The sequence below is a fragment of the Aeromicrobium sp. NPDC092404 genome (assembly GCF_040684095.1).
GTDB lineage: Bacteria > Actinomycetota > Actinomycetes > Propionibacteriales > Nocardioidaceae > Aeromicrobium.
Window position 1 is genome coordinate 202808 of sequence record NZ_JBFBFI010000001.1, and the last position, 20247, is coordinate 223054.

Below are 20247 nucleotides of genomic sequence, written 5' to 3' on the forward strand. Positions count from 1 at the left end.
GGGCCGGCTGGGATCACGTCTGGCAGTGCGGGCACCAGAAGGTGTTGCGCTCGGTGGTCGGCCGGTCTCCGAGGGTGGCATGGCGAAGCGGAGTGCCGCATCGCCGGCAGCGTGCGCGCTCGCGGCCATAGACCCAGCGCTCCTCGCCGCGACGCGCGCTGCCGGTGAACGAGCGGTCGACGCGTGACTTGTTGACGTCGAGCATCCGCTGACCGCGCGAGAGGACGCGCTCGACATCGGCGACCTCACCGACCGGCCGGGTCGGCAGCAGGCCCATGAGGAACAGCAGCTCGTTGACGTACTCGTTGCCGAAGCCCGCGACGTTGCGCTGGTCGAGCAGGGCGAGGAACACCGGCCGGTCAGGGTCGGCGGCGACTCGTCTGGCGGCCTCGGCGAGGTCCCAGTCAGGCCCCAGCAGGTCGGGGCCGAGGTGCCCGACGACCGAGCCCTCGTCGGAACGGGGCAGCACCTCGAGGATGCCCAGCGAGTAGCCCACCGCCTGCCACTCATCGTTCTCCAAGACGGCTCGAGCCGAGTGGCCGGGCCGGCGCCACGGCGACCCGAGCCGGTAGACGTGCCACGCGCCCTCCATCTTGAGGTGCGAGTGGATCGAGTGGTCAGGGGTGCGGATCAGCAGGTGCTTGCCCCGGCTGACCACCTCGTCGACCGGGCTGCCGCTGAGGTCGACCGTCGCGAACGCCGGGACGCGGAAGTCGCTGCGGACCAGCTCACGGCCGGCCAGCGCCTCGTGCAGGTGGTGGGCCGTGCGCCAGACGGTGTCGCCCTCAGGCATCGATGCGCAGCCCCTTGATCGTGGGCTCGAAGCCGGCCTCGCTCAGCGACTCGCCGAAGGGTGTCGACGCCACCGGCTTGCCGTCTGCCGTCTCGATCGTCAGTCTGCTGATCCGCCGGGCGCGCACCGTGGCCACGAGCGACGCCGCTGCGGCAGCCAGCCGGGCCGGCTCGTCGTCGAACACGAGCACCTTGCGGCCGCCGCGCTCGAGGTAGGCCACGAGATGACCGTCGTGCATCACGACGAGCGAGCCGGCCTTGCGAGCGGGCCGATGACCGGCGGACTCCTCGCCGCGGTCGGGCCAGGGCAGTGCGGCGCCATAAGGGTTGGCCGGGTCGGTCGCGGCCAGGGTCACGGCTGCGGCCTCGCTCGGCCGATCGTCGTCGTCGACGTGTCCTCGCATGCGATCGACGGTCGAGGGTGCGGCGAACTGGGCCGCCCCGAGTGTCTCGATGTAGTAGCCCCGGAGCACGGCACCGGTCTGCTCCAGCTCGCGCAGGACGCGGTAGACCCCTGCGAAGCCGCCGGGAGTCTGCTCGGCCATCACCGAACCGCGCGTCACCACTCCGTAGCGGCCGACCAGCGCCTCGGTGCGCGCCAGCTGGAGGCTCGTGGGGTCGCCCGATGTCTCGGTCAGCGCGAACCACCGGCCACTGACGGTCGGCGGACCCTGCTGTGCCGTGCGGGGAGACCGGGTGCGGCGGCCGTGGATACGGGCGCGAGGGGCGGGCCGAGTCGTGCGGTGGGCACCCCCACGGCCCACCAAGGTCCGCAGCGGGGCGAACGTGTCGTTGCTGACGCGTCCCGACCACACGAGGTCCCAGAGGGCATCCGCCAGCGCCCCGTGGTCGTCGGTGCCGAGGGCATCGGCGAGCTGGCGGAACAGGAACGCTCCGCCGCCGTCGAGCGCCGTGATGATCGTGTCCTGCAGGGAGTCGGGCTCGGGTGGAGCGGTGCCTGCGGCCCGCAGCACGAGGTCGGAGGGGTGCAGCTGGACCCAGCCGTCGTTGCCCGGCAGCGTGCCGGCCCCGGACCACATGACCTCACCGGCCGTCGTCAGCTCGTCGAGCATTGCGGGGGAGTAGTCGCGAACGCGGGCAGGCAGCACCAGGGACTCCCACGCCGATGCAGGCAGGGCGAGCCCCGCCAGCTGGTCGATCGCGGTCAGCACGCCGTCGGGTCCGCGGAGGTTGCCGCCGATGCCCTGCCAGGACGGCAGGAAGCGGGCGTAGGTCAGGGGGTCGACCGGTTCGACCTGGTGGCGGGCCGCCGCGAGCGAGCGGGACCTGAGCCGGCGCAGCACGCCTGGCTCGACCCACTCGGTGCCGGTCGCCTGGGGCCGGAACTCGCCCTCCGTCAGCCGGCCGTCGCGGGAGAGCCGGCGCAGCACCTGGACCGCGACCGCGCTGCCCAGCCCGAAGCGGGCCGCAGCCTCCTCGGTCGTGAACGGGCCGTGGGTCCGGGCGTAGCGGGACAGCAGATCGGTCAACGGGTCAGCGGTGACCTCGAGGAAGGCCTCCGAGATGCCCATCGGCACGACCACGCCCAGGGCGTCGCGAAGCCGGCCTGCGTCCTCGACCACGGCCCACCGGACGTCTCCGGCGATCGCGACCTCGATGGCCCGTCGTGCCTCCTGCAGCTCGCCGAGCCAGGCCGCGGCCTGGCTGGCGACGTCGGGCTGTAGCCGGGCCGCGACCTCGGCGGTCGTGAGCGGCCCGAGCATGCGCAGGAGATCGGCGACGCCCTCGACGTCCTTGGCCCGCCGGTCGTCCGTCAGGCGCTGCAGCTCGAGCTCGGTGTGCTCGATCACGGCCGGGTCGAGCAGCTCGCGCAGCTCGGCGCGACCCAGCAGCTCGGCGAGCAGGGTCGGGTCGAGGGTCAGCGCCGAGGCCCGGCGCTCGGCCAACGGCGTGTCACCTTCGTAGAGGAAGGCGGCGACGTAGCCGAACAGCAGGTTCTGGGCGAACGGCGACGCACGCTCGGTCGTGACCTCGGCGATCTGGACCTCGCGGGAGGCCAGTCGCTTGCTGAGCGCCGTGAGGGCCGGGAGGTCATAGACGTCCTGGAGGCACTCGCGCGCGGTCTCGAGCAGGATCGGGAACGTCGGGTGGTTGCGGGCGACGTCGAGGAGCTGCGCCGACCGCTGTCGCTGCTGCCACAGCGGTGCCCGCGAGCCGGGGTTGCGGCGGGGCAGGAGCAGGGCGCGTGCGGCGCACTCGCGGAAGCGGGAGGCGAACAGGGCCGAGCCCCCGACCTCGACCGTGACGATCTTGTCGAGGTCGTCGGGATCGAAGATGAACAGGTCGGCGCCGGGGGGCTCGGCCTCGGTGTCGGGAATGCGGGCGACGATGCCGTCGTCGCTGGCCACGACCGAACCGTCCATCCCGAAGCGCTCGATGATGCGCGCGCCCACGGCCAGCGCCCACGGAGCGTGGACCCGACGACCGAACGGCGAGTGCAGCACGACTCGCCAGTCGCCCAGCTCGTCGCGGAACCGCTCGACGACCAAGGTGCGGTCGGACGGCACCTGGCCCGTGGCCTCCTTCTGGTCGCGCAGATAGGCCGACAGGTTGTCGGAGGCCTGCCGGCCGAGCCCGAGCGCGGAGGTGCGCTCGGCCAGCTTGGCCGGCGACAGGTTGGCGGCCTCGCGGACGAACCCGCCGATTGCCTCGCCGAGCTCGTAGGGCCGGCCGACTGCGTCGCCCTTCCAGAACGGCAGGCGCGCCGGCTGACCGAACGCCGGCGTGACGATGACGCGGTCGTGGGTGATCTCCTGGATGCGCCAGCTCGTCGCGCCGAGTGCGAACACGTCGTTGATGCGCGACTCGTAGACCATCTCCTCGTCGAGCTCACCGACCTTGCGGCTGCCGCCTGAGTCGTCGGTGCCGGCGGCGAGGTTGACCGAGAACATGCCGCGGTCGGGGATCGTGCCGCCGCTGGTCACCGCGAGCCGCTGCGCTCCGGGCCGCCCGGTCAGGGTGCCGGCGTCGCGGTCCCACACGAGGCGCGGCCGCAGCTCGGCGAACTCGTCGGAGGGATACCGCCCGGCGAGCAGGTCGAGCGTCGCGTCGTAGGCCGAGCGCGGCAGCGTCGCGAAAGGGGCACTGCGGCGAACGGTGTCGAACCACTCCTCGACGTCGACGGCCTCGAGGGCGGTGACCGCGACGGTCTGCTGGGCCAGGATGTCGAGCGGGTTGGCCGGGATGTCGAGCCGCTCGATCAAGCCCTGCTGCATCCGCGACGTCGTGACCGCGGCTCCGAGGAGGTCCTGGCGGGAGGTGGGGAAGGTGACGCCCTGCGAGATCTCGCCGACCTGGTGCCCGGCCCGCCCGACCCGCTGCAGCCCGCTGGCCACCGATGGCGGCGAGGAGACCTGGATGACCAGGTCGACGGCGCCCATGTCGATGCCGAGCTCGAGGCTCGAGGTCGCCACGACACAGCGCAGCTGGCCGGTCTTGAGGTCGTCCTCGATCAGGGCGCGCTGCTCCTTGCTGACCGACCCGTGGTGGGCCCGGGCGAGGATCGGCTCGGCCCCGGAGGTCTGGGCGCTGCCGCCCATCAGCTGCGCCGGTGGACGGTCTGAGGCCGGCGCGCCGGACTCGGCGTCGACGTGGGCGGTATAGGCCTCGTTCAGGCGCGCGGTCAGGCGCTCGGCGACGCCGCGGGAGTTGACGAAGATGATCGTCGACCGGTGCTCGAGGACCCGGCGCATGACGGCGTCCTCGACGTGGGGCCAGATGCTGCCGCGGGGCTGGTCGTCGTCGTCGATCGCGCGTCCGCCGCTGCCCTCCTCGCGCGGGGGCGCGGGAATGCTCGTCATGTCGTCGACCGGCACCTCCACCTCGAGGGCCAGGCGGGTCGCCGCCTCGGGCGCCACGACAGAGACGCGGGCAGAGCCGCCCAGGAACCGTGCGACCTCGTCGTGCGGCCGCACGGTGGCGCTGAGGCCGATGCGGCGAGCCGGCTCGGTCAGCAGGGAGTCGAGGCGCTCGAGGGACAGGGCCAGGTGGGCGCCGCGCTTGGTGCCGGCCACGGCGTGGATCTCGTCGACGATGACGGTCTCGACGGTCCGCAACGTCTCACGCGCGGCCGAGGTCAGCATCAGGAACAGCGACTCCGGTGTCGTGATCAAGATGTCGGGCGGGTTCGTCACGAGCGCGCGCCGATCCCGCTGCGGGGTGTCGCCGGAGCGCACGCCGACCGTGACCTCGCGGAACTCGTCGCCGCGTCTGGCCGCCGCCTGGGTGATGCCGACCAGAGGTGACCGGAGGTTGCGCTCGACGTCGACCGCGAGGGCCTTGAGCGGCGAGATGTAGAGCACCCGCGTGCCCTCGGACTCGCCCGCGTGCATCAGCCGGTCGATCGAGGACAGGAACGCCGCCAACGTCTTGCCCGAGCCGGTCGGCGCGACGACCAGGACGTGCTCGTCGCCGGCGACGGCGTCCCACGCGCCGAGCTGCGCCGGGGTCGGCGCATCGAACGACTCGTCGAACCACTGCCGGGTGGCAGGGGCGAATCGGTCGAGCGTGCCGGTCATGCCACCATCGTCCCAGCCACCACCGACATGCGCTCGGGACGTGCTCGGCGCCGGCGCGCTGACCGCTACGCTGGACGCTCGTCGAGACGTCCATGCAGGGGGACCGGGAGTGTCGGAGCAGCGACTCAGGGGGCTGGCCGCCCTGCTCGGGACGACCCTTCTCGCAGTCGTCGCCGTGGGCGCGCTGGTCGGGTCCTCGTCCGCGGCCTCGGACCTGCAGGGCAAGGCCGAGCGGGCCCTTGCCTCCGCCGGCCTCGACGAGATCCGGGTGACGTTCGAGGGCCGCGAGGCCGAGCTCAGCGGTGGCACTGTCGACGACCTCGGCCAGGCCGAGCTCGTCGTCGAGGGCATCGAGGGCGTGCGCCGGGCGGACGTCGTCCGGCCGGCCGGTGGCGCTCCCGCCGAGGCGGCTGACACGACCCCGACCCTCCGCGTCTCGCGCACGGGCGCCGGCATCACGATCAGCGGCACGGTGCCGGACGCCGATGGTGCGGTCGGCATCAAGGCCGGGGTCGCGGAGGCCTTCGCCGTGCCGGTCACCGGCGACCTGGCCATCGATCCCGCCGTGGGCCCGGCTCCGTGGACCGATGAGCTGACGCACGCGTTCGTGGACCTCGTCGGGATCAAGGACCTCGAGCTCGAGATCGACGGCTCGGGAACGCTCGACCTCGGCGGCTCGATCGAGAGCCGGTCCGGGGTCGAGGACGCGCGCAGGCTGGTCGCCGCCGCAGTGCCGGAGCTCGACGTCGTGAACCGACTCAGCGTGCGGCGAGCAGGCCTCTCCGAGGCAGATGCGACGGTCCTCATCTCGTCGACGCTCTACTTCGGCCGCGACAGCTCCGACCTCAGCGCGGCGAACCGGGGGATCCTCGACGACGTGGCCGCTGTCCTGCGGCGCAACGTCGGCGTCACGATCGAGGCCGGCGGGTACGCGGGACCCGATGACCCGTCCGAGGGCGAGGTGCTCAGCCTGGCTCGCGTCGCAGCCGTCAAGGCGTACCTCGTGCGGTCCGGCGTGAGCCCGGCGCGCGTCAGCACGAGGACATTTGCCTCCCACCGGCAGACTGCCGACGTGGCGTCGAGGCAGTTCCGCCGCGTCGAGTTCGTCGTCAACGAGAGCTGAGGCATGTCGGGCTACACGATCGGCGAGATCATCGTCTGGCTGCTGCTCGCGGCCGGACTGGGCTTCGCGCTCGGATGGGTCGCGAGGGAGCTCGTGCTGCGTGCGAGGTCGGGCTCCACCAGCACCCTGGGCGTACGTCCGGCACCGCCCACCGTCGTACCGGCCACTCCGCCCGAGCCACCTGAGCCGGCGCCCCCAGCCGAGGGTTCGCTGGGTCTTCCCTCGGCCGACGAGGGGCCGCAGGAGAAGGCTGCCGCCAAGAGGGCGCCGGCCAAGAAGACCGCGGCGAAGAAGACGCCGGCCAAGAAGACCGCGGCGAAGAAGACGCCGGCCAAGAAGACCGCAGCGAAGAAGACCGCAGCGAAGAAGACGCCGGCCAGGAAGACAGCGGCGACGAAGGCTGCGGCGAAGAAAGCGCCGGTCAAGAGCCCTGCGACCAAGCAGGCCCCACCGAGTCCGGCACCGCCGGAGGGCTCTCAAGACACCTAGGCGACTGACCCGCGTCGGTGCGCGGGGTGAGCTCGCCCATGAGGCATGCTGGCCGCATGAAGCTGCGCCTGCTCGTCGCGGTCACCGCGACGGCCCTCACCCTCACCGCCTGCTCCTCGTCAGACGGCAAGAAGGAGCCGACGACGCCCGAGGCGTCCAAGGGCACCGCCAAGAAGCTCGTCGAGGTCTCACCGCTGACCGGGCGTGCCCTGCCGAACGGCCGCCCCAGCAACCCCGTGTTCGTCGTCAAGATCGAGAACACGGCTGCTGGCGCCCCGCAGTACGGGCTCGACAAGTCGGACCTGGTCGTCGAGGAGCTCGTCGAGGGCGGGCTCACCAGGCTGGCAGCGTTCTACTACTCGAACCTGCCGTCCAAGATCGGGCACGTCCGTTCGCTGCGGGACACCGACATCGGCATCGCCGCGCCGGTGGGGGGTCAGGTCGTGGCGTCGGGTGGCGCCGCGGGCACCTACCGACGCGTCGAGCGGTCCGGCATCAAGGTCTTCTCGGAGGATGGCGGCGCGCCGGGCTTCAGCAGCGATCCCGCGCTGGGTCGCCCCTACAACCGGCTCATCAACCTCAAGACCGTGGCGAAGAAGGCCAAGGCGTCCAGGATCAAAGGTCCCTACCTGCCGTGGACCCCCAAGAAGTCGACCGACTCGGAACCTGATGCGAGCGCCTCGGCTCCCGCTCCGCCGCGTCAGAAGACGGCTCGCCGCGCGACCGTACGCTTCTCCAACTCCACGTCGACGACCTGGAAGCTGGCCGGCGGGACGTGGCGGCGCACCAACGGCCACGCTGCCCCGGGCAAGGAGTTCAAGGCCAACACCATGATCGTGATGTTCTGCCGCGTCGGCGATGCGGGCTACACCGACCCGGCCGGCAACCCGGTGCCCGAGACCAAGCTCGAAGGCAAGGGACGCGCGCTGATCTTCCGTGGCAGCACCGTGACCGAGGTCGAGTGGTTGAAGCCGAGCCTCGACGAGTCGATCAGGTTCTCGACCAAGGCGGGGGAGCCGTTCACGATCGACCCGGGCAAGGTGTTCGTCGAGCTCGTGCCCAAGGGCGACGGCAAGGTCACCCTCGGCTGACGGTCAGTCGATCGAGGGCAGCAGACGCAGGCCGGCCAGGATCGCGGCGATCGTGGACTGCACGTCCTCGCTCGCGGCCTCGGGATCCTCGGCGTCGGCGACGTACTCCGAGGCCGAGCGGATCGCACCGTAGAACACCGCGCCGAAGGACTCGTTGAGCTCTCCGCCGCCGCCGAGGTCGGCCAGCAGGTCGTCGACCGTGCGCTGGACGATGCCGAAGGACGACGCGCGCTCGGCCTCGGCCCAGCGCTCGTGGCCCAGGGCGACCGGGCCTTCCTGCATGCAGATGCGGCGGAACTGGGGCTCGCGGCAGACCTCGAGGAACTTCTCGAGGCCGATCTGGGCGCGTTCCCAGGGGTCCTTGGACGCGTTGATGGCCTTCTCGACGTCGTTCGTCGTGGCCTCCTGCACGCGGAAGAACACGCTCTCGAACAGCGCGAGCTTGCTGGGGAAGTGGTGGTAGAGCGCGCCCTTGGTGACCCGCGCCGCCGCGACGACCTCGTCGAGCGAGGTGCCCGCATAGCCGTGATCCGTGAACAGGATCGTGGCGCTGTCGAGCAGAGCACGCTTGGTGCTCGAGGAGTAGTCCTGGCGTCGCGTGGTCTTGCGCGCCGTGCGCAGGACGTTCTTGGTCACGCGTGCGTGGTGAGGCATGCCGACCAGTCTACGGCCGAACACCACCCGTGGGGCGAATCACATACCGAGGGTTTGCCTTGACGATCAGCAGCCAACATACTGAGAGTACGTACCGAGAGTATGGAACTCTCGATCCGACGGAACAGAAAGGAGCACACCATGACCTGGGATGCTTACAACCGTCGCAAGGAAACACTCCGTGACCTGCTCGCGATCGCCGACCGGCGCCGCGACCTGACCCTCACCGAGCTGCTCGACACCGTCGACGAGGACCGCAAGGCCTTCGCGGACGAGACCGAGCTGCTGTTCGACCTGCAGATGTCCTGGTTCCAGCGCCTCAGTGGGCAGCTGGACCGTCTCGTCACCGAGAGCACCGAGTCCCCCGAGATGATGGCCGCCACCGCATGGGTCAACACCGCCGCAGAGATGCCCGGTGCCCGCGCCCTGCTCGACGCCCACATCCACGAGACCGCGCTGGCGAAGGCCTTCGCCAAGGAACAGGCGTTCCTGGCTGCCGCCGCCGGTGTCCCCATGAGCCACCCGGACCTCACGGGTCACGGTCGCCGGATCATGAACTCCGCTCGCGAGTCCGTGGTCGCCACGGCCACCGCCGCGTAGGAAGAACCGGTCGCAGACCACCCCGCCTGGCACCCCCTCCCTCTGGTGCCGGGCGGGGTTACTTCGTTGGCGGTTGCTTGGCCGCGATGCCGGTGATCTGCTCGCCGACCTCGACGTCGATCGCCGCCCGGAACTCCGAGCGGAAGATCCCGAGCGTCACCTGGCTCGCGATCGGCAGCAGGCTCTCCACGATGTTCAGCACCTGAGGCCACTCGTCGTCCGGCAGGCCGGCATCGATGAACGGCTGCAGCATCTCCTGCACGACCTCGTGGACGAACGCGTCCGCGATCGTGCGCAGGTGCGTCTGCAGCAGGGGGAACAGGCCGATGACGGTCTCGGGCGCCAGCCCCAGCTTGACTGCCGCTGCGCCCGAACGGACGACCGAGGGCTCGATCAGGCGTACGCGGTCCGGGTCGAGCTTCTCGACCAGGCCGAGTCCGACGAGCGACTCGATCAAGGTGTCGTCGCGGTGCACCCCCGCCAACGCGGCGAGCGCGTCACGCGACATGATCTCGGGCTCGGCGGAGTCGGGCTCGTCGAGGATCGTGATGAGGTCGAGGGTGTGCCCGGCCGCATGCGGAGCGTTCAGGATCGCCTTCTCGATCGCCGCGAGGGTGAACCCGCGCTCGATCAGCTGACGGATCAGCTGGAGCCGCTGCAGGTGCTCGTGGTTGTAGTAGCCCGTACGCCCTTCGAGCCGTGGCGCCTCGATCAGGCCGCGGCCGGCGTACGCCCGGACGTTGCGGACCGTCATCTGAGCGCGTGAGGCGAGCTCGTCGACGGTGTACTCCTCGCCCCGCTCGGCGTCCTCTGGCATGCACGAATCATAGGCCGCGCCCATTCCGGGCGCGGTGGGGTGGCACGAGGCATCATGGAGACATGGACACGTTGCGAGGAAGACTCCTGGTGGCCACCCCGGCCATCGAGTCCGGTCCGTTCCTGCGCAGCGTCGTGTTCGTCCTCGACCACGACGCCGACGGGGCCCTCGGTGTGATCCTCAACCGGCCGCTCGACTCCGAGGTCGACGACGTGCTGCCCGACTGGGCCGGCCTCGTCAACGCGCCGGTCTGCCTGTTCGACGGCGGCCCGGTCGCGATGGACTCGGCCCTGGCACTGGGCGTCATCGCCGACGTCGCTCCGCCGACCGGATGGCGGCAGATGGCCGGTCGCGTGGGCCTGGTCGACCTCGAGGGGCCGCTGCCCGGAAGCGGCGAGTTCGCCGGCATCCGCGTGTTCGCAGGCTATGCCGGCTGGGGGGCCGACCAGCTCGAGGCCGAGCTCGAGGAAGGTGCCTGGCTCGTCGTCGAGGCGCTCGACTCGGACCTCATCTCGCCGCAGCCCGAGACGCTCTGGCGCGAGGTCCTGCGACGTCAGGACGACGACGTCCGGTTCTGGACGACATTCCCTGACGACCCCTCCGCCAACTGACCCGGCTGGCGCCAGGACTCGTTAGACTGGGGCCGTGGCTTTCTTCGGGCGAGGTACTCAGACGGTTGTCGACGAGCGCACCGACATGCGCACCGAAGAAGGTGACCACGAGAAGTTCTCGCACTACGTCCCCAAGGACGAGCTGACCGAGGCGATGATCATGGGCAACCCCGTCGTCGCGCTGTGCGGCAAGGTGTGGGTGCCCAGCCGTGATCCCGAGCCCTTCCCGGTGTGCCCCGAGTGCAAGGACATCTGGGAGAGCATGAGCGACGACGGCGATCAGGGGGATCCCTCGGGTGACGCGTAGCCAGCACCTCCGGGTCTGGCAGCGTGAGGCGTTCGAGCTCTACCAGCGCGCGCAGCCGCGCGACTTCCTCACCGTCGCCACGCCGGGCGCCGGCAAGACGACCTTCGCGCTGACGATCGCCGCCGACCTGCTCGCCCGCGGCGTCGTCGAGCGCGTCGTGATCGTCACGCCCACGGACCACCTCAAGACGCAGTGGGCCCTGGCAGCCTCAGGCATCGGCATCACGCTCGACCCGACGCTCGCGGGCCAAGGCGTCCTCGGGGCGGACTTCCAAGGCTTCGCCGTGACCTACGCCGGGCTCGCGATCAACCCCAACGCCTACCGGGCCCGCATCGAGCACCGGCCGACGATCGTGATCCTCGACGAGGTGCACCACGCGGCCGACGCCCTGTCGTGGGGCGATGCGGTGCAGGAGGCGTGCGAGCCCGCGGTCCGACGCCTCGCGCTCACCGGCACGCCGTTCCGGTCCGACGACAACCCGATCCCGTTCGTCACCTACGCCCCGCAGGTCGACGGCACCGTGACGAGCGTCGCCGACTACTCCTACGGCTACGCGCAGGCGCTCAAGGACCGGGTCGTGCGGCCGGTGCTCTTCATGGCCTACTCCGGGCAGATGCACTGGCGCACCCGGGCGGGCGACGAGGTCGCCGCCCGGCTGGGCGAGCCGCTCGACCGGGCCGCGACGGCGCAGGCCCTGCGCACCGCGCTCGACCCCAACGGCTCCTGGATCCCCGAGGTCCTGACGGCTGCGCACACGCGCCTCATGGAGGTGCGCCGCGACGTCCCCGATGCCGGTGGCATGGTCATCGCAAGCGACCAGGACACCGCGCGCCAATACGCCGCTGTGCTCGCCGAGATCTCCGGCACGACGCCGACCGTCGTCTTGTCGGACGAGGCCGGTGCCAGTGCACGCATCGCCGAGTTCTCCGCAAGCATGACGCAGTGGATGGTCGCGGTCCGCATGGTCAGCGAGGGCGTCGACGTCCCGCGCCTTTCGGTCGGCGTCTACGCCACGACGACCTCGACCCCGTTGTTCTTCGCGCAGGCGGTGGGTCGCTTCGTGCGAGCCCGTCGCAAGGGTGAGACCGCGTCGATCTTCGTGCCCAGCGTGCCGCGCCTGCTGCAGCTCGCGGCCGACCTCGAGAGCCAGCGCGACCACGTCATCGGCCGGCCGGTCAAGGACGCCGAAGACCTGTTCGCCGCCGAGGCCGACCTGCTGGCCAAGGCCAACGAGGAGCAGGGCGCGTCGGACCAGCTGGGCGAGTACCGCGCGCTCGGCAGCGACGCCTCGTTCGACCGGCTGGTCTACGACGGTGGCGAGTTCGGCTACGACGCGCTGTCGGACGACGAGGGCGAGCTGGACTTCCTCGGCATCCCGGGCCTGCTCGACCAGGACCAGGTCGCCGAGCTGCTGCGCTCGTCGCGGGCCAAGCGCGCCAGGGCCAAGGCCAAGGCCAAGGACACGGCAGCACCCGAGGCCGACGTCGCGTTCGAGCGGCGCAGCGAGCTGCGCCGCGAGCTCCATGCCCTGGTCGGCGCGTGGCACCACCGCACGGGTGCGCCGCACGGCGTCACCCACAGCCGGCTGCGGTCCCAGTGCGGCGGCCCTCCGGCGGCCCAGGCCTCGGCCGCCCAGCTGCAGGAACGGATCGACGCGATCCGTGCCTGGGCGCTCAAGGCGTCCGGCTGACCTCTCCCGAGGTGGGTCGTACGGCTACGCTCGCGGCGTGACGTCCTCCATGGCCCCGCGCACGCGGCTGTTCGCAGCGCTCCTCAAGGTCTCCGAGAAGGGCATCGAGGACGTCGTCGACCTGCCGGCCCACCGAGCCAAGCGGGCGAAGCTGCAGCGCACCCCGGTGGGTCGCTTCGTCTTCGGTCGCGCTGACCGGGCCGCGTCGGTCGAGGAGATCACGGTCGGCAACGGCTCACGCGCGCTCGTGCACCGACCCGTCGGCGCGATCGCGCCGCTGCCGTGCGTCATCAACTTCCACGGCGGCGGATGGGTGCAAGGCAATCCGGAGCAGTCGCACTGGATGGCGAGCCGCATCGCGGTGCGCAACCGCGCCGTGGTGATCTCCCCGGCGTACCGGCTGGCCTCGGAGCACCCGTTCCCCGCGGGGGTCGAGGACTGCTGGGCGACGCTCGAGTGGGTCGTGGCGCACGCCGCGGAGCTGGGCGTCGACCCACACCGACTGTCGGTGATGGGGGACAGTGCGGGCGGCAACCTGGCGGCCGTCATGGCCCTGCTCGCCCGCGACGCCGGCGGCCCGGAGCTCCGCTCGCAGGTGCTGATCTATCCCGGCACCGAGATGTACGACCGGTGGCCCTCGGAGGACCGGCACGCCGAGGCCCCGGTGCTGACGTCCAGGAACATGCGCGCGTTCGTCCGGCTCTACATGGGAGAGCGGTACGGCGACGAGGACTTCCGCGCCTCGCCGATCCGGGCGCAGTCGCACGCCGGTCTCCCCAAGACGTTCATCCTCACCGCGGAGCTCGACCCGCTGCTCGACAACGGCGCTCGCTACCGCGACGTCCTCGTCGCTGCTGGGGTGCCGGTGCGTTACGCGGAGTACGACGGAGCGATCCACGGCTTCATGAGCCTGCCCGGCGTCGTGCCGGTGGCAAGGCAGGCGCTCGACGACATCGTCGACTTCCTCGCCCAGACCCTCTGATCCCAGGTCCTCCGAACCATGGTGACAGTGCCGCTGTCACGGTAGGGTCGCGGCATGCGACGTGACCACTGGCAGCGCCGGATCGCCGAGCTCGACCCGGAGACGCAGTACGAGGAGATCGCGCGCATCGCGTCGTACCACGAGTTCCCGTGGGACTACCAGCAGGCGTTGAGCTTCGCCCTCTTCCGGACGTACGCCGTGCCGTCGATCGGCCGGCTGCTGTACGACACCGGGGAGTTCACCCAGCGCACGCAGAAGCGCCATGACGACACGGCCCTGGTGCTAGAGGCGGTGCTGGTCGACGGCGCCGAGTCGCCGGGCGGCCGTGCCGCGGTGCGCCGGATGAACCAGATGCACGGCAGCTACGACATCTCGAACGACGACCTGCGCTACGTCCTGGCGACGTTCGTCGTGGTCCCGCACCGCTGGCTGCAGGACTACGGCTGGCGCAGACCGAGCGAGGTCGAGACGACGGCGTCCGTGCGTTACTACCAGCGGCTCGGCGCGCTGATGGGCATCAAGGACATCCCTGCCGATCTCGCCGGCTTCGAGGAGCTGCTGGACACGTACGAGTCGCAGCACTTCGCCCCGGATCCCAAGACCCGCGCCGTCGCCGACGCCACGCTGGAGCTGCTCGTCTCGTTCTACCCGCGGGTCCTCGCGCGGCCGGTCGAGGCCTTCAGCCGTGCCCTGATGGACGATCGGCTCCTCGCGGCGTTCGAGCTCGAGCAGCCGTCACGCGCCGTCGTGGCGCTGGCCCGGGGCGGCCTGCGGATGCGGGCGAGGGTGGTGCGGTTCCTGCCGCCCCGCCGCCGGCCGAGGTATGCCAAGGACCTCAAGCGCATCAAGACGTACCCCGGCGGATTCATGGTGGAGAGGCTCGGCACCTTCCCCGCCACGATGCCCGAGACGGTAGAGGACGCGGCCGACCGGAGGGCGACGTCCGCGTGACTTCGTGACGTACGTCTCGTTGTGACCTCCAAGTAACTTGGGAGGCTTCATGCGGCCGGTCTCACGCCACCGTCACTTCTGGCCCGTCACGATCGCGGTCACCACGATCGCCGTCACGATGAGCACGTTCCCGGCCTACGCCACGTGGGTCGAGCGGTTCCACGGCGAGCCGGCCGAGCCGGCCACGACCGCCGGTCCCGTCGTGGACGAGTCGAAGCCTCACACCCACGACGACGCGGCGACCAAGAACGCGATCTCTCGGGCGCCCCAGACCGGCGACACGACCGACCCGACGACGTTCACCCAGGCGATCGCCCACTTCAGCAGCGTCGCGGCGCAGCGCAACGAGCCGGATCCCACGCTCGTCCCGGCGCCCTCACCCGCCGAGCGCGTCGCCGTTCCCGCGGACCGCTACGCGATGGCCGGGGGCTGCTACGCCCTGCAGTCGGCCACGACCGGCAAGTGGGTCGTGCCGGAAGCAGGGGAGTACGCCGCCAAGGGCAGCTCGCTCGCCGGTGCGATGCCGTTCCACTTCCAGGCGACCGACCTCGGGACGTACCTCCTCTATGGGCCCGGCAAGACCTTCCTCAGCGCCAACCTGCTGACCCGTCCCAGCGCGCACGGGACGCCCAGCACGTGGAGTGACTGGACCGTGAACCGGACCGGGTCGACCTTCACGTTCACCCTGCCCGCGAAGAACATCTCGCTCGGCCGGTCGTCGTCCGGTGCACTCGTCAACGGGACTCCGGCTCCGTTCAACCTCCGGCTGACCTCCGGGTGCGACGAATGGCCGGAGATCGACGTCAACGTCAAGGGCAACCCGTTTGCCGGCACGACCCCGTTCCAGGAGGTCCGCGGCTACCTCGACGCCCACACGCACGGCATGGCGTTCGAGTTCCTCGGCGGCGACGTCCACTGCGGCCGGCCGTGGCACCGCTACGGCGTCGCGTACGCGCTCAAGGACTGCATCGACCACGAGCTCACCGGTGGCAGCGGAGCGGTGCTCGAGAACTTCTTCAAGGGCGGGACGGTCGAGCCGCACGACACCGTCGGCTGGCCGACGTTCAAGGACTGGCCGGCACCGGACTCGCTGACCCACGAGGGCACCTACTACAAGTGGCTGGAGCGCTCGTGGCGCGGCGGCCAGCGCATCCTCGTCAACCTGCTGGTCGAGAACAACCAGCTGTGCATGCTCTACCCGCTCAAGCACAACTCGTGCAACGACATGGACTCCGTCCGGCTGCAGGCAGCTGACATGCGCAAGCTCGAGCGCTACATCGACGCGCAGAGCGGCGGGCCCGGCAAGGGCTGGTACCGCATCGTGACGGATCCGTTCCAGGCCCGGCAGGTCATCAACCAGGGCAAGCTCGCGGTCGTGATGGGCATCGAGACGAGCGCGCTGTTCGGCTGCTCCAAGAAGCTCGACGTGCCGCAGTGCAGCCCCGAGTCGATCGACAAGCAGCTCGACGAGGTTCACGCCCTCGGGGTGCGGCAGATGGAGCTCGTCAACAAGTTCGACAACGCGCTGTCAGGCGTGGCCGGTGACACGGGCACCGCCGCTCCGTTGATCAATGCCGCGAACTTCCTCGAGACCGGCTCCTTCTGGGACATGCGCACGTGCGCGCCGGGCGGCGACCCGGAGGTGCACGACAAGGACCAGCTCGCGCTGCCGTCGGTGGCCCCCGCGCAGGACGCGTTGTTCGGCGCGATCGCCGGTCTCCACCTGCCGATCAAGCTCCCGTTGTACGCCTCGGGCCCGCACTGCAACGCCCGCGGGCTCACGAGTCTCGGCGACCACACGATCGAGGGCATGGCCGAGCGCAAGATGATCTTCGACCCTGACCACATGAGTGTCGCGGCGCGGAAGTCCTCGCTCGACCTGGCGGAGAAGCTGAAGTATCCCGGCGTCGTGTCGAGCCACTCCTGGTCCACCCCGGACGCGTACCCGCGGATCTACGAGCTCGGTGGTGTCGTGACGCCGTACGCGGGCGACAGCGCCGGATTCGTCGAGAAGTGGCGCAAGCACCTGACGTGGGCCGACCCGCGCTACTACTTCGGCTTCGGGTTCGGCGCCGACATCAACGGGCTCGGCGCTCAGGGCAACCCGCGCGGCGCGGACGTGCCCGACAAGGTGACGTACCCCTTCACGGGTCTCGGTGGCGTGACGATCGACAAGCAGGTCAGCGGCAAGCGGACGTACGACATCAACGTCGACGGCGTCTCGCACTACGGCCTCTACCCGGACTGGGTCGAGGACCTCCGCAAGCAGGGCGGTCAGGCGATCGCCGACGACATGGCCCGCGGCGCGGAGGCCTACCTCGCGATGTGGGAGCGGGCCGAGGGCGTGACCAACGACGCGTGCCGCGATCCCGAGGCGATCAAGGACGAGAGCGTCATCAGGGGCATTCCTCTCGGCACCACCGTGCAGGGCGTGCTGCTGAAGGCCGGCCAGCCCCACACGCGACTGGCCTCGAAGTTCACCTACTGCGCCCGCACGAGCTCCGGCGCCACGGCGACCCGAACCGTCTCGTTCGGCCCCGGCGGAGCGGTGGCGCGGATCAGCTAGGTCCGGGCGGTGGATCGTCAACCGAATGCGGTCCGCGCGGTGGATCGTCAACCGAATGCGGTCCGCGCGGTGGATCGTCAACCGAATGCAGGCCCTTTCGGTTGACGATCCACCGCCCAGGGCGGAGGCGGGAAGCATCGACGAGGGTCGCGCGTTGGCACTGGTGTGAGACTTTCCGTGCTGGACCTCGTCCCCGTACGCTCCGACCAGTCGAGCGGTGACGCCCTGGCGGCCACCGTGTCGCTGGCCCAGGTGGCCGACCGCCTCGGCTTCACCCGCTACTGGCTCGCCGAGCACCACAACATGCCGGCCGTCGCGGCGACGTCACCGCCGGTGCTGATCGCCATGCTCGGCGCGCAGACGACCTCGATCCGGCTGGGCTCCGGCGGGGTCATGCTGCCCAACCACGCGCCACTGGCCGTTGCCGAGCAGTTCGCGCTGCTGGAGGCCGCCACCCCGGGTCGCATCGACCTCGGCATCGGCCGCGCTCCCGGCTCCGACCCGGTCACCTCGATGGCGCTGCGCGGCGCCGCAGGCCGTGACGACACGGACATCGAGAACTTCCCGCAGTACCTCGACGACGTCGTGGCGCTGATGGGGGCCGACGGCGTACGTGTCGCGGTGCCGCGGCAGAACTACGTGCTCAAGGCGACCCCGGCGGCGGCCTCCGAGCCACGGATGTGGCTGCTCGGCTCCTCGATGTACTCGGCGCACCTAGCGGCCGCCAAGGGCCTGCCCTATGTCTTCGCCCATCACTTCTCCGGCCACGGGACCGCCGAGGCGCTGGAGGTCTACCGGTCGGAGTTCCAGCCCAGCGATGTTGCCGGCGAACCGGTCACCTTCCTGACCGTCAACGCCTCGGTCGCCGAGACCGAGAGCGAGGCGGCGGCGTTGATGCTGCCCAACCTGCAGATGATGGCTCGCCTGCGCACGGGCCAGCCGCTCACGGCTCTCGACCTCGTGGAGGACGCCCAGGCGGCGGAGCTGCACCCGCAGGTCGAGGCGATGATCAGCTCCGGTCTGGCCCGCGCCGTGGTCGGCACGCCCGCTCAGGCGGCGGAGCAGATCCGCGAGCTCGCGGAGACGTTCGCGGTCGACGAGGTCATGGTCAACCCCGTGGCGTCGGCCCGCCGCGGCACGGACCCGCGCACGGCGCCGGGGCGCGAGCAGACCCTCGAGCTGCTGGCCAAGGAGCTGCTCTAGGGCTCGAGCGGCGCGTACATCACGTGCAGCCCCACCCGGCCCTGGGTTGGGTGCTCGAACGCTCCGGGGACCGTGCCGATGATCGTGAAGCCCAGGCGCTGGTAGAGCTCGACCGCCGAGACGTTGGATGCCGCGACGGCGTTGAACTGCATGCCGGCGAACCCCTGCGCGCGGGCCCAGTCGAGCGCGTCGCGCACCAGGGCGCCCCCGATGCCCTGCCCCCGGCCGGCTGAGGCGACCATGAAGCTGGCCGTCGCGACGTGCGAGCCGGGGCCCGCGCGGTTGGCGCCCATCTGCGCCGTCGCGACGATCGCACCGCCGTCGTGCGCGACGACCGTGCGGCCGGGCGCGGGCTTGACCCAGAGCTCCCGCGCCTGCTCGGCCGTCAGGCCCGGGTCGTACGTGAACGTGTCGCCGGCGAGCACGACCTCGCGGATGATCGGCCACACCTGCGGCCAGTCGCCGTCGGCGAGCTCACGGATCTCCACCATCAGAACCAGATGCTCAGGAACGGCGCGACGGGGGAGCGGAACATCTGCTCGAGCTCGGCAGCGGAGCCGGTGATGCGCCCGGCCGCGGCGAGCACGACCGGCGAGACCCCGCCGAGGTAGATCGCCGCGAGGTCCTCGACCGACAGCGCCACGTCGGCCGGCTCGTTGCTGGGCGTCACGGTCGCGGCACCGGTGGTGTCGACGTCGAGGGCCCAGGTGCCGTCGCACGCTCCGAACGGGTCGCTCACGCCGAGCACCAGCCGCCCCGGTGCTGCATAGGTGCGAGCGCCGAGCGCGGCCTCGATGTCGAGGATGCGGATCCAGAGGTGATCGAGCTCGGCGACCTGCACCGCCCGGAAGTCCGAGACCATCCATCGCACGGGCTCGTCGACCGGACGCAGGTGGGCGCGGACCTCCGACACCAGGTCCATCTCGAGGACGAATCGCCACAGGGCGGCGTACGCGTCGTCGGTCGCCGTCACGAGGTGCAACAGGTCGAGCCGGTGCTGGGTGAAGTCGCGGTCGTTCGCGGTCAGCTTGTAGCTCGCGAACCCCTGCAGCTGGCCGGAAGCGTCGTCGTAGCGGATGAACCGCTGCTTCTTGGCATCCTCGTCGCCGATCATCAGGCCGAGCTGACGATCCCAGAGGATGCCGTCGTAGGCGATCTGGCCGGGGGTTTCGAGCCGCACGCGCTCGACGAGGGCGAGTCCGTCGGCGAGCAGCTCGTCGGCCGTGACGAAGTGGACCCGGCCGCTCGGCTGCGGACCCGTCCACCGGGCGCGGCGGGTGTCGATCGTCAGGTCACGGGCGAGCGCGGCCGGGGCGAAGCCGAACCGGCCGTAGATCGTGGACTCCGACACGGTCAACGTGGCCACTGGCGTGCCGTGGGCCATCGCGGTGCGCAGCTCGGCCTCGAGCAGTGCGCGGGCCACCCCCCGTCGCCGGTGGGTCGGCGCCACCGTCACACCACTGATGGCCCACGACCCGACCGAGCGGCGCCCGGGAACCGTCAGGTCGGCGGGCCACACCTCGGTCGTCGCGACCGGCTCGTCCGGCAGGGGAGCGGACGCGTCCCACACTCCGGTGATCCGCCGGGACATGACGTACGTGCGGCGTTGCTCGATCGCCTCGCTCGTCTCGCGGCTGCCGTGGAACCCGCGCGACTCGGCTCGGGACCATGCGGCGTAGGCCTGCTGGTCTGAGGGGTCGAGGAGTCCGAGGCGGAGCCCGTCGGCGGCGAGCCGCTCGGCGGACACGTCGTCGACGGGCAGGTCGAGGTGGTTGTCGTGGCCCATGGCATCAGGCTAACCACCGCTCTGGACAACCCGACGCCGACTGATGG

Annotated in this window: 17 protein-coding genes; 11 read left to right on the forward strand and 6 right to left on the reverse strand. The window is 71.0% G+C overall.

Annotated elements, in window-relative coordinates; all coding sequences use genetic code 11:
• Positions 1-13 precede the first annotated feature (13 nt).
• Positions 14-793 carry a DNA-formamidopyrimidine glycosylase family protein gene (locus tag AB0N22_RS01105; protein ID WP_364634880.1) on the reverse strand — a complete coding sequence of 260 codons (780 nt, stop codon included), beginning with the start codon at positions 791-793 and terminating at the stop codon, positions 14-16.
• On the reverse strand, positions 786-5330 hold the full coding sequence (locus tag AB0N22_RS01110; RefSeq protein WP_364634883.1) for an ATP-dependent helicase: 4545 nt from the start codon (positions 5328-5330) through the stop codon (positions 786-788). Before AB0N22_RS01110 ends, AB0N22_RS01105 begins: the two co-directional genes overlap by 8 nt.
• Positions 5331-5439: 109 nt before the next feature.
• Here AB0N22_RS01110 and AB0N22_RS01115 point away from each other — a divergent pair, with 109 nt between their 5' ends.
• Genes AB0N22_RS01115 through AB0N22_RS01125 form a run of 3 tightly spaced genes read left to right on the forward strand, consistent with a single transcriptional unit; the run spans position 5440 to position 8033 of the window.
• A complete protein-coding gene (locus tag AB0N22_RS01115; RefSeq protein WP_364634886.1) occupies positions 5440-6453 on the forward strand; it encodes an OmpA family protein in 1014 nt (337 codons plus the stop codon).
• A gap of 3 nt (positions 6454-6456) precedes the next feature.
• Positions 6457-6942, forward strand: coding sequence for a histone H1-like repetitive region-containing protein (locus AB0N22_RS01120; RefSeq protein ID WP_364634888.1), 486 nt, complete (start codon positions 6457-6459; stop codon positions 6940-6942).
• Between the two features lie 56 nt (positions 6943-6998).
• The gene (locus AB0N22_RS01125; protein ID WP_364634890.1) at positions 6999-8033 is read left to right on the forward strand and encodes a DUF3048 domain-containing protein; all 1035 of its coding nucleotides are present in this window, start codon (positions 6999-7001) and stop codon (positions 8031-8033) included.
• 3 nt (positions 8034-8036) lie between these two features.
• Here AB0N22_RS01125 and AB0N22_RS01130 read toward each other — a convergent pair whose 3' ends face one another.
• Positions 8037-8687, reverse strand: coding sequence for a TetR/AcrR family transcriptional regulator (locus AB0N22_RS01130; RefSeq protein ID WP_364634893.1), 651 nt, complete (start codon positions 8685-8687; stop codon positions 8037-8039).
• Between the two features lie 141 nt (positions 8688-8828).
• Here AB0N22_RS01130 and AB0N22_RS01135 point away from each other — a divergent pair, with 141 nt between their 5' ends.
• Complete coding sequence (locus tag AB0N22_RS01135; protein WP_364634896.1) at positions 8829-9287, forward strand: hypothetical protein; 459 nt, start codon at positions 8829-8831, stop codon at positions 9285-9287.
• A gap of 58 nt (positions 9288-9345) precedes the next feature.
• Here AB0N22_RS01135 and AB0N22_RS01140 read toward each other — a convergent pair whose 3' ends face one another.
• On the reverse strand, positions 9346-10104 hold the full coding sequence (locus tag AB0N22_RS01140; protein ID WP_364634899.1) for a MerR family transcriptional regulator: 759 nt from the start codon (positions 10102-10104) through the stop codon (positions 9346-9348).
• 62 nt (positions 10105-10166) lie between these two features.
• On the opposite strand from AB0N22_RS01140, the gene AB0N22_RS01145 reads away from it, so the two are divergent.
• The 7 genes from AB0N22_RS01145 (at position 10167) to AB0N22_RS01175 (ending at position 18414) form a co-directional block, all read left to right on the forward strand.
• Positions 10167-10715: a YqgE/AlgH family protein gene (locus tag AB0N22_RS01145; protein WP_364634902.1), complete on the forward strand. Its 549-nt coding sequence runs from the start codon at positions 10167-10169 to the stop codon at positions 10713-10715.
• Positions 10716-10749: 34 nt separating this feature from the next.
• Positions 10750-11022 carry a DUF3039 domain-containing protein gene (locus AB0N22_RS01150; protein ID WP_364634905.1) on the forward strand — a complete coding sequence of 91 codons (273 nt, stop codon included), beginning with the start codon at positions 10750-10752 and terminating at the stop codon, positions 11020-11022.
• Positions 11012-12712 carry a DEAD/DEAH box helicase gene (locus tag AB0N22_RS01155; RefSeq protein WP_364634908.1) on the forward strand — a complete coding sequence of 567 codons (1701 nt, stop codon included), beginning with the start codon at positions 11012-11014 and terminating at the stop codon, positions 12710-12712. Before AB0N22_RS01150 ends, AB0N22_RS01155 begins: the two co-directional genes overlap by 11 nt.
• A gap of 37 nt (positions 12713-12749) precedes the next feature.
• Positions 12750-13694, forward strand: coding sequence for an alpha/beta hydrolase (locus tag AB0N22_RS01160; RefSeq protein WP_364634911.1), 945 nt, complete (start codon positions 12750-12752; stop codon positions 13692-13694).
• A 54-nt stretch (positions 13695-13748) separates the two neighbouring features.
• A complete protein-coding gene (locus tag AB0N22_RS01165; protein ID WP_364634913.1) occupies positions 13749-14645 on the forward strand; it encodes an oxygenase MpaB family protein in 897 nt (298 codons plus the stop codon).
• 49 nt (positions 14646-14694) lie between these two features.
• Positions 14695-17211: a hypothetical protein gene (locus AB0N22_RS01170; RefSeq protein ID WP_364634916.1), complete on the forward strand. Its 2517-nt coding sequence runs from the start codon at positions 14695-14697 to the stop codon at positions 17209-17211.
• A 177-nt stretch (positions 17212-17388) separates the two neighbouring features.
• A complete protein-coding gene (locus tag AB0N22_RS01175; RefSeq protein WP_364634919.1) occupies positions 17389-18414 on the forward strand; it encodes an LLM class flavin-dependent oxidoreductase in 1026 nt (341 codons plus the stop codon).
• Here AB0N22_RS01175 and AB0N22_RS01180 read toward each other — a convergent pair.
• Entirely contained in the window at positions 18411-18905 is a 495-nt protein-coding gene (locus tag AB0N22_RS01180) for a GNAT family N-acetyltransferase (protein WP_364634922.1), read from the reverse strand. The two genes, AB0N22_RS01175 and AB0N22_RS01180, sit on opposite strands and share 4 nt — an antisense overlap.
• On the reverse strand, positions 18905-20200 hold the full coding sequence (locus AB0N22_RS01185; RefSeq protein ID WP_364634925.1) for a GNAT family N-acetyltransferase: 1296 nt from the start codon (positions 20198-20200) through the stop codon (positions 18905-18907). The genes AB0N22_RS01180 and AB0N22_RS01185 overlap by 1 nt, the downstream gene beginning before the upstream one ends.
• Between the last annotated feature and the right edge of the window lie 47 nt (positions 20201-20247).

Coding starts and splice junctions, on each gene's coding strand:
- AB0N22_RS01165 (WP_364634913.1), top strand. CDS start 13,749: ATGCGACGTGACCACTGGCAGCGCCGGATCGCCGAGCTCGACCCGGAG.
- AB0N22_RS01185 (WP_364634925.1), bottom strand. CDS start 20,200: ATGGGCCACGACAACCACCTCGACCTGCCCGTCGACGACGTGTCCGCC.
- AB0N22_RS01110 (WP_364634883.1), bottom strand. CDS start 5,330: ATGACCGGCACGCTCGACCGATTCGCCCCTGCCACCCGGCAGTGGTTC.
- AB0N22_RS01140 (WP_364634899.1), bottom strand. CDS start 10,104: ATGCCAGAGGACGCCGAGCGGGGCGAGGAGTACACCGTCGACGAGCTC.
- AB0N22_RS01135 (WP_364634896.1), top strand. CDS start 8,829: ATGACCTGGGATGCTTACAACCGTCGCAAGGAAACACTCCGTGACCTG.
- AB0N22_RS01170 (WP_364634916.1), top strand. CDS start 14,695: ATGCGGCCGGTCTCACGCCACCGTCACTTCTGGCCCGTCACGATCGCG.
- AB0N22_RS01120 (WP_364634888.1), top strand. CDS start 6,457: ATGTCGGGCTACACGATCGGCGAGATCATCGTCTGGCTGCTGCTCGCG.
- AB0N22_RS01180 (WP_364634922.1), bottom strand. CDS start 18,905: ATGGTGGAGATCCGTGAGCTCGCCGACGGCGACTGGCCGCAGGTGTGG.
- AB0N22_RS01145 (WP_364634902.1), top strand. CDS start 10,167: ATGGACACGTTGCGAGGAAGACTCCTGGTGGCCACCCCGGCCATCGAG.
- AB0N22_RS01105 (WP_364634880.1), bottom strand. CDS start 793: ATGCCTGAGGGCGACACCGTCTGGCGCACGGCCCACCACCTGCACGAG.
- AB0N22_RS01125 (WP_364634890.1), top strand. CDS start 6,999: ATGAAGCTGCGCCTGCTCGTCGCGGTCACCGCGACGGCCCTCACCCTC.
- AB0N22_RS01130 (WP_364634893.1), bottom strand. CDS start 8,687: ATGCCTCACCACGCACGCGTGACCAAGAACGTCCTGCGCACGGCGCGC.